The sequence below is a fragment of the Enterobacter sp. WCHEn045836 genome (genome assembly GCF_003965585.1).
Lineage (GTDB): Bacteria > Pseudomonadota > Gammaproteobacteria > Enterobacterales > Enterobacteriaceae > Enterobacter > Enterobacter dissolvens.
Genome location: NZ_RXPT01000007.1, coordinates 111,703 through 126,480, shown reverse-complemented (window position 1 = coordinate 126,480; position 14,778 = coordinate 111,703). Strand labels below are relative to the sequence as shown.

Annotated in this window: 15 protein-coding genes and 1 pseudogene; 9 read left to right on the top strand and 7 right to left on the bottom strand. The window is 54.2% G+C overall.

Annotated elements, in window-relative coordinates:
- Positions 1-18 precede the first annotated feature (18 nt).
- The 3 genes from EKN38_RS11050 (at position 19) to sodC (ending at position 1,802) form a co-directional block, all read left to right on the top strand.
- Positions 19-258 (top strand): DUF1289 domain-containing protein, encoded by a 240-nt coding sequence (locus tag EKN38_RS11050; protein WP_014831626.1) that lies wholly within the window; start codon positions 19-21, stop codon positions 256-258.
- 48 nt (positions 259-306) lie between these two features.
- Positions 307-1,203, top strand: coding sequence for an aldo/keto reductase family oxidoreductase (locus EKN38_RS11045; RefSeq protein ID WP_014831627.1), 897 nt, complete (start codon positions 307-309; stop codon positions 1,201-1,203).
- Between the two features lie 80 nt (positions 1,204-1,283).
- The gene (sodC, locus tag EKN38_RS11040; RefSeq protein ID WP_014831628.1) at positions 1,284-1,802 is read left to right on the top strand and encodes a superoxide dismutase [Cu-Zn] SodC; all 519 of its coding nucleotides are present in this window, start codon (positions 1,284-1,286) and stop codon (positions 1,800-1,802) included.
- On the opposite strand, the gene EKN38_RS11035 is transcribed toward sodC, so the two are convergent.
- From EKN38_RS11035 to EKN38_RS11025, 3 genes are read right to left on the bottom strand one after another with little or no spacing between them, the layout of a single operon-like run.
- Positions 1,781-3,808 (bottom strand): FUSC family protein, encoded by a 2,028-nt coding sequence (locus EKN38_RS11035; protein ID WP_014831629.1) that lies wholly within the window; start codon positions 3,806-3,808, stop codon positions 1,781-1,783. The two genes, sodC and EKN38_RS11035, sit on opposite strands and share 22 nt — an antisense overlap.
- The gene (locus EKN38_RS11030) at positions 3,808-4,668 is read right to left on the bottom strand and encodes an HlyD family secretion protein (RefSeq protein WP_014831630.1); all 861 of its coding nucleotides are present in this window, start codon (positions 4,666-4,668) and stop codon (positions 3,808-3,810) included. The genes EKN38_RS11035 and EKN38_RS11030 overlap by 1 nt, the downstream gene beginning before the upstream one ends.
- 2 nt (positions 4,669-4,670) lie before the next feature.
- Positions 4,671-4,907: a DUF1656 domain-containing protein gene (locus tag EKN38_RS11025; RefSeq protein ID WP_014831631.1), complete on the bottom strand. Its 237-nt coding sequence runs from the start codon at positions 4,905-4,907 to the stop codon at positions 4,671-4,673.
- A gap of 186 nt (positions 4,908-5,093) precedes the next feature.
- Here EKN38_RS11025 and slyA point away from each other — a divergent pair, with 186 nt between their 5' ends.
- Complete coding sequence (slyA, locus tag EKN38_RS11020) at positions 5,094-5,537, top strand: transcriptional regulator SlyA (protein ID WP_043951613.1); 444 nt, start codon at positions 5,094-5,096, stop codon at positions 5,535-5,537.
- A gap of 30 nt (positions 5,538-5,567) precedes the next feature.
- Here the strand turns inward: slyA and EKN38_RS11015 are convergent.
- A pseudogene (locus EKN38_RS11015) lies at positions 5,568-6,931 on the bottom strand (MASE4 domain-containing protein).
- Positions 6,932-7,128: 197 nt separating this feature from the next.
- Positions 7,129-7,596, bottom strand: a complete 468-nt coding sequence (gene slyB, locus EKN38_RS11010; RefSeq protein ID WP_013096912.1) for an outer membrane lipoprotein SlyB — start codon at positions 7,594-7,596, stop codon at positions 7,129-7,131.
- A 254-nt stretch (positions 7,597-7,850) separates the two neighbouring features.
- Here slyB and anmK point away from each other — a divergent pair, with 254 nt between their 5' ends.
- The 5 genes from anmK to pdxY all read left to right on the top strand — a co-directional run bounded on the left by anmK (position 7,851) and on the right by pdxY (position 12,434).
- Complete coding sequence (anmK, locus tag EKN38_RS11005; protein WP_014831634.1) at positions 7,851-8,975, top strand: anhydro-N-acetylmuramic acid kinase; 1,125 nt, start codon at positions 7,851-7,853, stop codon at positions 8,973-8,975.
- Between the two features lie 94 nt (positions 8,976-9,069).
- Complete coding sequence (gene mliC / locus EKN38_RS11000) at positions 9,070-9,393, top strand: C-type lysozyme inhibitor (RefSeq protein WP_014831635.1); 324 nt, start codon at positions 9,070-9,072, stop codon at positions 9,391-9,393.
- 57 nt (positions 9,394-9,450) lie between these two features.
- Complete coding sequence (gene pdxH, locus EKN38_RS10995; protein ID WP_013096909.1) at positions 9,451-10,107, top strand: pyridoxamine 5'-phosphate oxidase; 657 nt, start codon at positions 9,451-9,453, stop codon at positions 10,105-10,107.
- A 125-nt stretch (positions 10,108-10,232) separates the two neighbouring features.
- Positions 10,233-11,507: a tyrosine--tRNA ligase gene (gene tyrS, locus EKN38_RS10990; RefSeq protein ID WP_014831636.1), complete on the top strand. Its 1,275-nt coding sequence runs from the start codon at positions 10,233-10,235 to the stop codon at positions 11,505-11,507.
- A gap of 66 nt (positions 11,508-11,573) precedes the next feature.
- Complete coding sequence (gene pdxY, locus EKN38_RS10985) at positions 11,574-12,434, top strand: pyridoxal kinase PdxY (protein ID WP_014831637.1); 861 nt, start codon at positions 11,574-11,576, stop codon at positions 12,432-12,434.
- An 86-nt stretch (positions 12,435-12,520) separates the two neighbouring features.
- On the opposite strand, the gene gstA is transcribed toward pdxY, so the two are convergent.
- Together gstA and dtpA are read right to left on the bottom strand one after the other, a co-directional pair.
- A complete protein-coding gene (gene gstA, locus EKN38_RS10980) occupies positions 12,521-13,126 on the bottom strand; it encodes a glutathione transferase GstA (RefSeq protein WP_014831638.1) in 606 nt (201 codons plus the stop codon).
- A 98-nt stretch (positions 13,127-13,224) separates the two neighbouring features.
- On the bottom strand, positions 13,225-14,733 hold the full coding sequence (gene dtpA / locus EKN38_RS10975; protein WP_014831639.1) for a dipeptide/tripeptide permease DtpA: 1,509 nt from the start codon (positions 14,731-14,733) through the stop codon (positions 13,225-13,227).
- Positions 14,734-14,778 lie beyond the last annotated feature (45 nt).

Genomic DNA, 14,778 nt, shown 5'->3' with positions numbered 1-14,778 from the left:
CGGTATTCGGAGGTGAGCGTGGCAGAGCAGCTGGAGTTTTTCCCCATCCAGAGCCCATGCCGGGGGATTTGTCAGGTGGATGAACGCGGGTATTGCCGTGGGTGTATGCGTACCCGCGACGAGCGGTTTAACTGGCAACATTTCAGCGACACGCAAAAGCAGGAGGTGCTTCGCCTCTGCCGCCAGCGGTTTCTGCGCAAAATACGTGAAAACAAGCCGGGTGAAACCGAAGAACCCCAGCAACCTTCACTGTTTTAACACGGTAATTGCGTATACTCATGACATCACTTCCTTGAGGAAAATGTTATGGTTCAGCGTATTACCCTTGCCCCCCAGGGGCCAGAATTCTCCCGCTTTGTGATGGGTTACTGGCGCCTGATGGACTGGAATATGTCCCCCCTGCAGCTGGCGAGCTTCATTGAGGAGCACCTCGATTTAGGGATCACCACCGTCGATCATGCTGACATTTATGGCGGCTATGCGTGTGAAGCCGCGTTCGGAGAAGCCCTCAAGCTGGTTCCGGCGCTGCGTGAGCGGATGGAAATTGTCACCAAATGCGGTATTGCCACGACGGCAAAACCTGAACATGCCCTTGGTCATTACATTACCGACAGCGCACACATCATCAAAAGCGCCGAGCAGTCGCTGGTGAACCTGGCGACGGATCATATCGACCTGCTGCTGATCCACCGTCCCGACCCGCTCATGGATGCCGATGAGGTTGCTGAAGCTTTCCTGGCGCTGCATCAAAGCGGCAAAGTGCGTCATTTTGGCGTCTCAAACTTTACCCCGGCGCAGTTTGCGCTGCTGCAGTCTCGTCTGCCCTTCACCCTGGCCACCAACCAGGTGGAAATCTCCCCGGTGCATCAGCCATTGTTGCTGGATGGTACGCTCGATCAGCTGCAACAGCTGCGTATCCGTCCTATGGCGTGGTCCTGCCTCGGTGGCGGTCGTCTGTTCAATGACGATGAATTCCAGCCGCTGCGCAATGAGCTGGAAACCATTGCCCGTGAACTGAACGCTGAGAACATCGAACAGGTGGTTTACGCGTGGATCCTGCGTCTGCCGTCGAAACCGCTACCGATTATTGGTTCCGGTAAAATTGAACGCGTGCGTTCTGCCCTGGCAGCGGAAGAGTTGCAGATGAGCCGACAGCAGTGGTTCCGCATCCGCAAAGCTGCGCTCGGTTACGACGTACCGTAAACCGGTAAAAAGTGACTTTCCGGTGAAATCTTTGCCCCTGGTATACACTTAAGAGGCAAAAAATAACCAGCGGAGGTCATATGAAGCGTTTTGCTCTGGCACTGGTCACGCTGGTTGTTTGCGCAGGGGCGCAGGCAGCCAGCGATGAAGTAGAAATGAATCTCGTCACCTCGCAGGGCGTAGGTCAGTCCATCGGCACAGTGAAAATCACAGAAACCGACAAAGGACTGGAATTTGCGCCCGATCTCAAAGCCCTGCCTCCCGGCGAACATGGTTTTCATGTTCATGCTAAGGGCAGTTGTCAGCCGGCGTTAAAAGAGGGTAAAGCCTCGGCAGCAGAGGCGGCAGGCGGCCACCTTGACCCACAACATTCCGGTAAGCATGAAGGCCCGAACGGAATGGGCCATCTGGGCGATCTACCCGTGCTGGTGGTGAATAACGACGGTAAAGCCACGGATCCCGTGGTTGCGCCTCGCCTTAAAAAGCTGGATGAGGTGAAAGGCAAGGCGTTAATGATCCACGTCGGCGGCGACAATATGTCCGATCAGCCGAAACCGCTTGGTGGTGGTGGAGCACGCTATGCCTGCGGAGTGATCTGATCCCCAATCGTCCCCGGCGGTGGCGCTTGTTCCAGCTGTGACAGGGAACAGTGCAGCCGCCAGATTATCGACGCTAAATCACGCGCGGCGGGCTGATGGTGGTGTGCAAGGCTATCGCAGATCCGCTGCAGCTCAGTCAGCGTCGCTTCCAGCGGGCGTTGCTGAACACCGCGTTCACTCATCACATCGCGAAGCAGGGAAATGCACACGTCACGCACCTGCGACAGCGGATCGGACCGCGTCTCCCATGCGCGAAGTTGCCAGACCACATGGGAACAGTTCAGCAGGACCACTCCCCAGCGCAGCAGCCAGCGACGCGAAAGCGAGTCCTGGCTGTTATTGAGCTGGCTGACATGGTGGTACACCAGCGATTCATACTCACTCTCGCGCAGATGCGGTTTACGGCTGAGCTGATCGACAAACCCCCGACGAAGCTCGCGGATATGGCGTCGGCTTTTGCGTGCGTCTGAGCCGGGGCGTAATACGGCAAAAGCCAGCCACGCCAGACCCACGCCAAGGATTTTTGCCAGATTATCATTGAGAAAATCGGCGTAATCATAAACCGGCGGGTTTGTGACTGAGATAAACGAGCCCATAAAGACAATCAGCTGACCCCAGAGACCCGCCAGTTTGGGCATTTGCAGCTTCAGAAGCTGCATAGTGGTTAACAGCGGAAACAGAAACAGCAGGAACTGCCACAGGTCGCTTATCTGCACCATGAGGCCGAACTTGACCACAAAACTGAACAGCGATAGCAACACCAGCGTGCGCAGCAGTAGCGTAAGCGAGTTGAAGGGTGAGGCGGCAACGGAGTAGAGCACGCAACTGATGGCGGCCAGCGTGAGCGCGGCGGAGCCCGATTCCCACTGCGTAGTGATGCTCCATGCGCCCACCAGCGTCAGTGCGCAAAAGGTCCGAAAACCGCTCCACAACGCTTCCAGATAGTCGGTGTGCCGCGCCAGCGCCGGGCTACTGGGGACGGCGAATTCCGTTATCGGCGTGGCATTTTCGACAGCCTTGATCCAGCGACTGCTGCGCAGGTACAACCGGCAAAAGTAGTTCAGACGCTGCCAGAAGGCGCGATGGCGATAATCGTACTCATCTTTAGGCGCGAGCGGGGCGATAATACGGGCCACGGTGTAAATGTCGGCATCCGGGCGGGCGAGGGCCGCAAGCAGCGTTTCAATGATGGCGCGGGTGTTTTCCGGTGGCGTTGACCAGTTGAGCAACATCCGGCGCAGGCTGGAGATCGCACTGGTCATCCGTAACTGCTGGTGGAGCAGATAGTTCAGCAGGGTGTTCTGGCGGCGAAAACGGTAGTGGCTCCAGAAGGCCTGAATGCGTAGCAGATTCATGGTCAGGATCTGACCAATCACCTTTTCATGCGCCAGGCGAATCTCATCGTTAGTATCCGGCTGCCAGAGCAGGCTCGCATGTTCCAGCAAGCGGGTATGCATGGTCTTCAGGGCCGTGATAAGCGCGGTGCCGTCAGAGGTGCTGGGCAGGATCATCATCATGAACCCGCCACTCAGAATACCGACAATGACTTCGCAGACGCGCGCCTGGGCGATGTCCCATAATTCGGTGGTGTCGAGAACGTTAACCACCGGAAAGGCAATAATCGCGGCGGTATAGCCCGCCAGCTGAAAGGCGTAGGCGACGTTATTGGTAAAGTGGGCGCAGGCCCAGGTGCAGCACCCCAGCCATGCCGCCATGCTCAGTAAAAAGAGCCACGGATCGTTGAGCGTATGGCCTGCAATGATCAGCGCCGCCGTGGCACCCAGCAGGCTGCCCGCGATGCGCCCGAGACTTTTACTGATCACGCCGCCAACGGTCGGGAAGCTCACGACCGCCGCGGAGGTCATTGCCCAGTAAGGTTCGTCAAGGTTCAGATAATAGGCAATGCTCAGCGCAAGGCACATGGCAATGCCGTTGCGCAGGGCGTAGCGCCACTGAGGGCGCGTTGCTTTCATCCACGGCAGGTTTCGCCAGGAGAAGGCATTCATCAGGGTGTTCCGATGGAGACAGTACAGGTTGTGCCGGAAACCAGCGTTAAGCCCTGCGGTAAGTGGTCAAATTCCACCCTAACCGGCACGCGCTGGGCCAGACGCACCCAGGGGACATTCGGTTTGATGTCGGGAACCAGGCCCGAATCGGTTTCAACGCTCTGATCGTAAATGGCACGGCCAATGCTGGACACGTGACCCTGTAATCTTTGCGAGCCACTATAAAGCGTTATCGTGGCAGGGGCACCTTCCCGAATGTGGCGAAGTTTGGTCTCTTCAAAATAGCCCACCACGTAAAACGAGTGGCTGTCGACCAGCGCGAAAATCGGTTGGCCGGTGGTGGCATAATTACCCACGCGGGCAGAGAGGTTCGTCACCCACCCATCGACAGGGGCCTGTACCACGGTTTGCGTCAGTTCCCACTGCGCCTGTTTGAGCGTTGCCTCAGCCACATTGACGCTGGCCTGCATCGCCTTGACGTTGATGTTGGCGGTATCCAGGTCTTCGGCGGAGATATAGTTTTGTGATAAATGCCGACGACGCGTGGCTTCGTTGTTCGCTTTTGCCAGCTCAGTCTGGGCCTTAGCCAGCTGTGCCTGGGCGTTAAGGATCGCAATATGATAGGGGGTATCGTCAATGCGGAATAAAACATCTCCCTTTTTAACGAACTGGTTATCCTTAACCAGAAGCGCCGTAATACTGCCCGATACCTGCGGGGTAATACTGACCTGCTCAGCGCGGATTTTGCCGTCACGTGTCCAGGGGGACTGCATATAATAATTCCACAACCACCATCCGGCCACCAGGGCCAGAGCAAGGACAATGAGGGTGGAAAAGTACTTCAGCGTTTTCAGGGGCATAGTCACCACACAATCAATACGGCAAGACCAAGACACACGGAGAGGGCGAACAAAGAGAGATCCATCAACATGGGGTGCCAGATCTCACCAGAATACATCCAGTCGCGAAGCAGACGATGGGCGACAAGCCAGATCAGAAAGCCCACCAGAACGGCTTTAAACAGGGGAGGAAAGTAGACTGATGCACCGAAGATCAGGTCCTGAAGGGGCAGCCCCTCTGAGCGATGAAAAAACGTCACGAGCAGAGATCCTTTGCAGTGAACAGAATGCCGGGATGGCTTGTCTTAATGAGATGAAACATCACTTTTCAGTGTAAGTCATCGTTTTAAGTTTGATGAATGTCGTAATGCATTTGTTTTGGCAATACAAATGCTGCACACTATTCTAAAATCAGTATAATAACTTAGCAAGCTAATTATAAGGAGATGAAATTGGAATCGCCATTAGGTTCTGATCTGGCAAGGTTGGTACGCGTCTGGCGTGCTCTGATTGACCATCGCCTGAAACCTCTGGAATTGACACAGACGCATTGGGTCACGCTGCACAACATTCATCAGCTGCCGCCCGACCAGTCACAAATTCAACTGGCAAAAGCGATCGGTATTGAGCAGCCGTCGCTGGTGCGAACGCTTGATCAACTGGAAGAGAAGGGACTGATCTCCCGACAAACCTGTGCCAGCGACCGTCGCGCCAAGCGGATTAAACTCACCGAGAAAGCGGCTCCCATTATCACTGAAATGGAAGCGGTGATTACCAAAACGCGCGGCGAGATCCTGTCCGGGGTTTCACCTGCGGAGCTTGAAATGCTCATCAGTCTGATTGGACGTCTTGAGCAAAACATTCACGAGCTGCAGGCACGCGACGCCTGACCTTATCAGGCCTTGCATTCGCAAGGCCTTTTATCCTCTGAAGACGATCACCCGGTTGCGGCCTGTCTCTTTCGCCTCGTACATCGCTTTGTCAGCATTTCCAACGCACTCTTCAGCGGTCACGTCTACTGACGTTGCCGTAAAGACGCCCATACTGATGGTTATCGGTTCCGGTAGCTGACCCTCGCTGCTGGTCTTATCAAAACTGCTCAAATTCAGCCTGATGCGTTCTGCAACCCGGTACGCGGCTTCCGAAGAGGTGTTGGTTAACATCAACACGAACTCCTCGCCGCCTATACGAGCAGCAATGTCCTGCGGTCGCACAGAGTCCATCAGCAGGTTCGCCACAAACTGCAGCACTTTGTCCCCCTGCAGGTGGCCGTAGCAGTCATTGATGCGTTTGAAACGATCGAGATCGCTGACGATAACCGAAACAGGGCGGCTGGCTTTGCTGGTACTCAGTGCCTGATTGAGCGCATCGTAAAAATAGCTGCGATTGTAGAGACGGGTCAGGGGATCGCGAATTGAGTTCTGATAAGACTGCTGATATTTCAGATGCGAGTCGCGATATAGCTGAAAGACGTCGTACAGCAGGACAAATATAATCAGTAACGTCGCCACGGTTTCAAATAAGCGCGCACGATACCAGGAGATATCCTCGGCATGTCCGCCCGCTAATAACATCGCCAGTGTCACGATATAACAGACGCATAAGAAATTACCGCCCACCCAGAAAAGATTGCGGACGCGGGTTATAAGCATTAGCGTTGCTAATGTCACTACCCAAAGAATAATTAAGACGATGTTAATCGCATGGCTCCAGAGAACCATAAATTGGTGGGTTTCATTATCCACCAGGTCCAGCGACAGCCACGGCGAATGGCTGGAATAGATCCATGCCAGCATGACCATGATAACCGTAAACAGAAACGTGGCGGCAACAATGGAAATATGCGCCATGCGGGAAGCGGATTATCCCTGACGATATAAAGTAAGGCCGACACGATCATCAGTACCGCCATTAACAGATGGCGGAACATAAAGAAAATCATCGCATCGTTATAGTCCACGACGTTGAACTGATAGAGATCAAGCCATGCCGGGAAGCTGGTGAGCGTTCCCACCATCAGCAGAGCCGAGCCGCCAAAGGCGAAAGCGATGGCAATCAGATACAGCCGCCTTCTGTCACACCAGTATTTCATCGCCATAAAACAGGCAATAAACAGATGGAATACCAGTAAAAATATGGTAAGTGTAGGGAATAAAAGTGGTGAGGATGACGGCACCCATTCGACCAGTTTTAAAAACAGAAATTGTAATATTCCAATAACGACAATGCAGCCTAAACAGAACGGAATATAAGGTTTTTTCACGTATCGGGTTATCGCAAGCATAGGGTTTTTAATAAAATATAATAAATTGCAAAAAGAGAATTGAGATTAGTCTAACGGCAATGCGGGGGGAATACTTTGCGCAGGAACAAGATACGAGGAAGTTAATTATTGATAGCGTGAATGGGGTTTGTAAATATATTTATTTTAATGATGCTTTTTGTAAAAGGATGTGGCCTGAAAGCCACATCCTTTATGAATTAACGCGGAGAAACGGTAACCTGGCTACCGTTGCTTGCCAGCACGACGCGCTGACCAGCAGAGAAGCGGGTGCTGCCTTGTTTCTGTACAACCATGATGGTGCTGCCGTCGTCTTTACGGATTTCCAGCTCCACACCCTGGGTTTTGTTCATCGCACCCTGAACGCCCTGGCCTGCTACGCCACCTGCCACGGCACCTGCCGCAGTTGCCAGAGAACGGCCGGTACCACCGCCTACGGTGTTACCCAGGAAGCCACCCAGAACCGCGCCGCCAATGGCGCCCATGACGTTGTTTTCGTCGCCACCCTGAATCTGAACAGGACGTGCGTTAACAATAGTACCGTAAGTCACGTTCTGAACCTGTTTCGCTTCAGAAGCGCTATAAACGTCGCCAGAAAGTGAACTGTCATTCACACAGCCAGCCAGGGTTAAACCAATCAGCGAAACGCCCAGTACACGTAAAATCATTTGAATCTCCTGTTCACCAAAAACGCCCGATCCGGGCATCCGTTATGGCTAAATTATATGGCATAAAGAGCCATAGTTCATATCTTTGCACTAACAATCGGAAAATTGTACTTGAATTTGACTTAACGAGAGATAAACAGAATTCCGCCCTGTTACGTCTCTGAGAGTGTTAAAAAATATTATCGCCGGATGGCAAAGCGGTGCTGTTTATGGTTGAGTGGTTATCCTTAGCCCACGTAACGTAAGGAAAGCGCATGAAATCGGGTCGCTATATTGGTGTGATGTCAGGCACCAGTCTGGATGGGGTAGATGTCGTCCTGGCTGCTATCGATGAAAACATGGTGGCACAACAGGCAAGCCTGACCTGGCCTATCCCCATTTCGCTGAAAGAGGAGATCCTGAGCATCTGTCAGGGGCAACAGTTGACGCTTTCGCAGCTTGGACAGCTTGATGTCAGGCTGGGTGCGCTGTTTGCCGATGCGGTACTGGCGCTGATGCGTAAAGAGAATCTCCGGCCGCAGGATGTGGTCGCAATTGGGTGTCACGGGCAAACTGTCTGGCACGAACCCACTGGTGACGCGCCACATACCATGCAAATCGGCGATAACAATCAGATTGTAGCCAAAACGGGTGTGACGGTCGTGGGCGATTTCCGTCGTCGTGATATCGCGCTGGGTGGGCAGGGGGCGCCGCTGGTACCGGCCTTTCATCAGGCGTTGCTGGGGCATCCGACGGAGCGCCGTATGGTGCTTAACATTGGCGGTATTGCCAACCTGTCGATGCTGATCCCGGGCCAACCGGTGCGGGGTTATGATACCGGCCCGGGTAACATGCTGATGGATGCCTGGATCTGGCGTCAGTGCGGTAAACCGTATGATAAAGACGCCCAGTGGGCAAGCGAAGGCAAAGTGATTCTCCCGCTGCTGCAATCCATGCTAAGCGATCCCTGGTTTGCGTTACCGGCACCGAAAAGCACCGGGCGAGAGTATTTCAACTATGGCTGGCTTGAACGTCAGCTGGCGCAGTTCCCGGCGCTGGCACCGCAGGATATCCAGGCGACGCTGGCCGAACTCACGGCGGTCTCCATATCAGAACAGGTGCTTCTCAGCGGTGGTTGCGAACGTCTGCTGGTCTGCGGAGGCGGAAGCCGCAACCCGCTGGTGATGGCCCGCCTTGCCGGGTTGTTGCCTGGCACCGAAGTGACGACCACCGATGATGCCGGCATCAGCGGAGACGACATGGAAGCGCTGGCCTTCGCCTGGCTTGCCTGGCGTACCGTTGCCGGGCTGCCGGGTAATTTACCGTCAGTGACCGGCGCACGCGAGGCCAGTGTGCTCGGTGCGATTTTCCCGGCCAATCCGCGTCATAATCAGAGTTAACTGAAATTCAGCGCTGCGTATCGCCGTTAAAATGGCATGCAAACAGGGGGGCGGACATGCCCTCCAGGACCAGGATAGTCTTCGGAATACGCTCATGAAAAAACTTCTCCTTCTTGCTGTACCTGTCTTGCTGTCTGGGTGCAGCGTCTATAACCAGCTCGTTGAGCGCATGCAGACCGATACGCTGGAGTATCGCTGTGATGAAAAACCGCTGACCGTGAAGCTAAATAATCCTCGCCAGGAAGCCAGCTTTGTTTATGACAACAAATTGCTGACCCTGAAGCAGGGTATTTCGGCTTCCGGGGCGCGTTATACCGACGGTATTTATGTCTTCTGGTCAAAAGGCGACAGCGCAACCATCTACAAACGCGACCGCATCGTGCTGAACAATTGCCAGCTCGAAAATCCGAAGCGTTGAGATTTTCACAGGGGCGGCGCACAATAGCGCCACCCAATCTCAACGTCACCTAACGCCATGTCTGATAACGACGAACTGCAGCAAATTGCGCATCTGCGCCGTGAATACACCAAAGGCGGCTTGCGTCGCCAGGATCTTCCCGCTGAACCCCTGGTGCTTTTTGAACGCTGGCTCAAACAGGCCTGCGAAGCAAAACTGGCCGATCCAACGGCCATGGTTGTCGCCACGGTAGATGAAAACGGTCAGCCGTATCAACGCATCGTGCTGCTTAAGCATTATGACGAGAAAGGGCTGGTGTTCTACACCAACCTGGGCAGCCGCAAAGCGCACCACTTAGAAAACAATCCCCGTATCAGCCTTCTGTTTCCGTGGCATATGCTGGAACGCCAGGTGATGGTCACAGGCAAAGCGGAGCGCCTTTCCACGCTGGAAGTGGTGAAGTACTTCCACAGCCGCCCGCGTGACAGCCAGATTGGTGCCTGGGTCTCAAAACAGTCCAGCCGAATTTCTGCCCGCGGCGTGCTGGAAAGCAAATTCCTTGAACTCAAGCAGAAGTTCCAGCAGGGCGAAATTCCACTGCCCAGCTTCTGGGGCGGATTCCGCATTCCGATCGAGCAGATTGAGTTCTGGCAGGGGGGCGAACATCGCCTGCACGACCGCTTTTTATACCAGCGCGACAACGGCGGCTGGAAAATCGACAGGCTGGCACCGTAATCCCCGAAATTTGTTGATTTAAGCGCTAGCGCACACCGCGCTTGCGCTTTATTCTATGGTCCTTTCGCATCAGGCGAAAAGTCGTGTACCGGCAAAGGTGCAGTCGTTTATACATGGAGAATTTGATGGCAAGCAGTAACTTGATTAAACAATTGCAAGAGCGGGGCCTCGTGGCCCAGGTGACGGACGAGGAAGCGTTAGCAGAGCGACTGGCGCAAGGCCCGATCGCGCTCTATTGCGGCTTCGATCCCACCGCTGACAGCTTGCATTTGGGGCATCTTGTTCCATTGTTATGCCTGAAACGCTTCCAGATGGCTGGGCATAAGCCTGTGGCCCTGGTGGGCGGCGCGACCGGTCTGATCGGCGACCCAAGCTTTAAAGCCGCTGAGCGTAAACTGAACACCGAAGACACCGTGCAGGAGTGGGTGGATAAGATCCGCAAACAGGTTGCACCGTTCCTCGACTTCAACTGTGGTGATAACGCCGCGATTGCCGCCAACAACTACGACTGGTTTGGCAGCATGAACGTGCTGACCTTCCTGCGTGATATCGGTAAGCACTTCTCTGTTAACCAGATGATTAACAAAGAAGCGGTGAAACAGCGCCTGAACCGTGACGATCAAGGTATCTCCTTTACTGAATTCTCTTATAACCTGCTGCAGGGTTATGACTTCGCCTGTCTGAATAAACTGCACGGCGTCTGCCTGCAGATTGGCGGTTCTGACCAGTGGGGTAACATCACCTCCGGTATCGATCTGACCCGTCGCCTGCATCAGAATCAGGTGTTTGGTCTGACCGTTCCGCTGATCACCAAAGCCGACGGGACTAAATTCGGTAAAACCGAAGGCGGTGCGGTATGGCTCGATCCGAAGAAAACCAGCCCGTACAAATTCTATCAGTTCTGGATCAACACCGCGGACGCCGATGTTTACCGCTTCCTGAAGTTCTTCACCTTTATGGACATTGAAACCATCAATGCCCTGGAAGAAGAAGACAAAAACAGCGGTAAAGCACCACGTGCACAGTATGTGCTCGCGGATGAAGTGACCAAACTGGTTCACGGCGAGGAAGGTCTGGCCGCGGCGAAACGCATTACCGCAAGCCTGTTCAACGGTACGCTGAGCGATCTGAGCGAAGCCGATTTCGAACAGCTGGCGCAGGATGGCGTGCCGATGGTGGAGATGGAGAAAGGTGCCGACCTGATGCAGGCGCTGGTGGACTCTGAGTTGCAGCCGTCTCGTGGCCAGGCGCGTAAAACCATTGCGTCTAACGCTATCACCATTAACGGTGAAAAACAGGCTGACCCGGAATACACCTTCGCTGACAGCGATCGCCTGTATGGCCGCTATACGCTGCTGCGTCGCGGTAAGAAAAACTACTGTCTGGTCTGCTGGAAGTAAGTAAAAGTATCCAGGGGCGTGGGAAACCACGCCCCTTTTGTTTTTTCAGGGTTTGGTAAGCATAAAATGAAGAACATCCTCGCCATTCAGTCCCACGTTGTTTTTGGACATGCTGGCAATAGCGCGGCGGAATTCCCGATGCGCCGCCTCGGTGCCAACGTCTGGCCCCTCAATACCGTACAATTCTCAAACCATACACAATACGGCAAATGGACCGGCTGCGTGATGCCGCCCTCGCATCTCACGGAGATCGTGCAGGGCATTGCCGATATCGACCAGCTCAAACGCTGTGATGCCGTTCTGAGCGGTTACCTGGGTTCCGCAGAGCAGGGGGAGCATATTCTCGGCATCGTTCGCCAGATGAAAGCGGCAAATCCATCCGCAAAGTACTTCTGCGACCCGGTTATGGGGCATCCGGAAAAAGGCTGTATTGTGGCGCCTGGGGTGGCTGAATTCCATGTTCGCCATGCGTTGCCCGCCAGCGATATCATCGCGCCAAACCTGATCGAACTGGAGATCCTCTGCGAGCATCCGGTAAACAGTGTAGAAGAGGCTGTAAGCGCTTCTCGTGAACTGATAGCCCAGGGGCCTGAGATTGTGCTGGTGAAACATCTCGCACGAGCAGGGCTGAGCAGAGACCGTTTTGAGATGCTGCTGGTCACCAAAGACGATGCCTGGCACATCAGCCGTCCGCTGGTGGATTTTGGCCTGCGTCAGCCAGTGGGTGTGGGGGATGTGACCAGCGGACTGTTGCTGGTGAAATTGCTGCAGGGCGCGACGCTTCGCGAAGCGCTTGAGCATGTGACTGCGGCGGTTTACGAGATTATGGTTGCGACGAAAGAGATGCAGGAATATGAACTGCAGGTGGTCGCGGCACAGGATCGTATTGCGCAGCCAGAACACTATTTTAGTGCAACACAGCTCTAAACTATGCCGGGTGGCGCTGCGCTTACCCGGCCTACAAATCCCGTAGGCCCGTGCAAGCGAAGCGCCGCCGGGCGATAACGACCCGGTTAATTCAATCCTTCCGCTTTCAGCGCCGCGGCCACCGCAGGGCGCTCCGCCACGCGCGCCATATACGCTGCGATATGGTCTAACCCGTCCAGATTCAGCTTAATCGCACGTGCCCAGCGCAGCACGGTAAACAGATACGCATCGGCAATGGTAAACCGTGTCCCGCAGATAAACTGGTCGTCTTTCAACGATTCGTTGATGAACTGCAGCTTTTTCTCCAGCAGGGCGCGCACGGTCGGTTTGTACTCTTCCGGTGTATCCGGACGGAACAGCGGCGTGAACCCTTTGTGCAGTTCGGTAGCGATGTAGTTCAGCCACTCAAGCGTTTTATAGCGTGAAATCGTCCCTACCGGGGCCAGCAACTGACGATCGGGCACGTTGTCCGCCAGGTACTGCATAATCGCGACGCCTTCTGTCAGCAGGGTACCGTCATCCAGCAGCAGTGCCGGAACTTGTCCCTTCGGGTTAATGGCAAAAAAATCGTCGCCGTTTTCCAGACGTTTTTTCATCAGGTCAACGCCGTCCAGCGTGAAATCTTTGCCGCTCTCGCGCAGGGTAATATGGGAAGCAAGAGAGCACGCGCCCGGTTTGTAGAACAGTTTCATCGGTAACTCCTTTTTGCTGAGGTTTCAGCTATGTTAGTGCGCGATCAAACAAAAAAAAAGCCGCTAATACATTAGCGGCTCGTTGTTTCTCAATAACATTACGCGGTAGCGGTTTCGGTCGCCTTCGTCGTTTTGTCGTCGTCCTGAGTCATGCGGTTCAGCTTCGGTGCAGTCAGCAGCATCAGAGCCGCGATAACCGCCGTTGCGATACCAATCTGCAGGAAGACGCTGCCGTAAACATTCAGGGAGACCAGCGGATCGGTTACGTTCTCCGGAACCGCCATCAGGTTTGCGATCTTACCGGCGATGATGGCCGCACCGGCAGTGGTCAGGAACCAGCTCCCCATGATGAAGCCCATCAGACGCTGTGGCACCAGCTGTGCAACCATCGCCAGGCCCAGACCGGAGATCATCAGTTCACCGATGGACTGCAGCGCATAGCTCAGGATCAGCCAGTTAACGGAGACGATACCGGCGTCAGTCGCAAATTTGGTACCCAGCGGCAGCACCAGGAATGCACCTGAGCACAGCACCATACCGATAGCGAACTTGTGCGGCATTGGCAGACGGTCACCCATCTTGTTATAGATAGCCGCCAGAATAGGGCTGCCAATCATGATCCAGAACGGGTTCAGTGCCTGATACTGCTCCGGCTCGAACGCGATACCCAGGATGGAGTGCTCAACGTTACGAATAGCGAAGAAGTTCAGAGACGTTGGCATCTGGCTGTACAGTACGAAGAAGATAATCGCTTCCAGCATCAGGATGAATGCCACAATCATCTTACGACGGGCCGCACCCTGCATCGCGAAGGCTTCTTTAGCAAAGATAATCACGATACCCAGCGCAACCACGCCCAGAACGGCACGTGCAACACCCTGGTTATGCAGCAGCCAGGTGGCGATTGACGCGAGGATCACAACACCCACGATGGTGGCCAGCAGTTTGCCCATATGTACTGGTTCGAAATCCGGTTTTGAACCGTAGTCTTTAACCCAGCTACGGCAGAACAGGAAGTTCACAACGGTAATCAGCATACCGACAAAGCTCAGCGCAAACGCCACGCTCCAGCCGAACTTAGCCGCGAGCCATGGGGTCGCCAGCATAGAGAAGAATGAACCAATATTGATGGACATGTAGTACATGGTGAATGCACCGTCCAGACGCGGGTCATCTTTGCTGTAGCAGGTAGAGAGCAGGGAAGACGGGTTCGCTTTGAATAATCCGTTACCAACGGCGATGGTCGCCATCCCCATATAGACCACAGCTGCGTCATGGCCTGACCAGGCAACCAGTCCATAGCCGATCGCCAGCACAATGGCGCCCAGCATGATGACACGTTTAGTACCAAGAACTTTATCACCGAGCCAGCCGCCGATAGCGACCAGACCGTAAACGAGGGCACTGAATGAAGAGAACAGCGTGATGGAATCTGCTTCGGACATACCCAGTTGCTTAACCAGGTAAACCGCCATGATCCCTTGCAGGCCGTAATAACCAAAACGCTCCCATAACTCGATAGAGAAGATGAGATAGAACGCTTTTGGCTGTTTAAAAGCGTTCAGACTCACGCTTTCTTCTGTTGGTTTATTGTTTGCAGTTGACACATATACCTCTTTTTTTACATCCCATATTAACGGGGGTGTTCATAG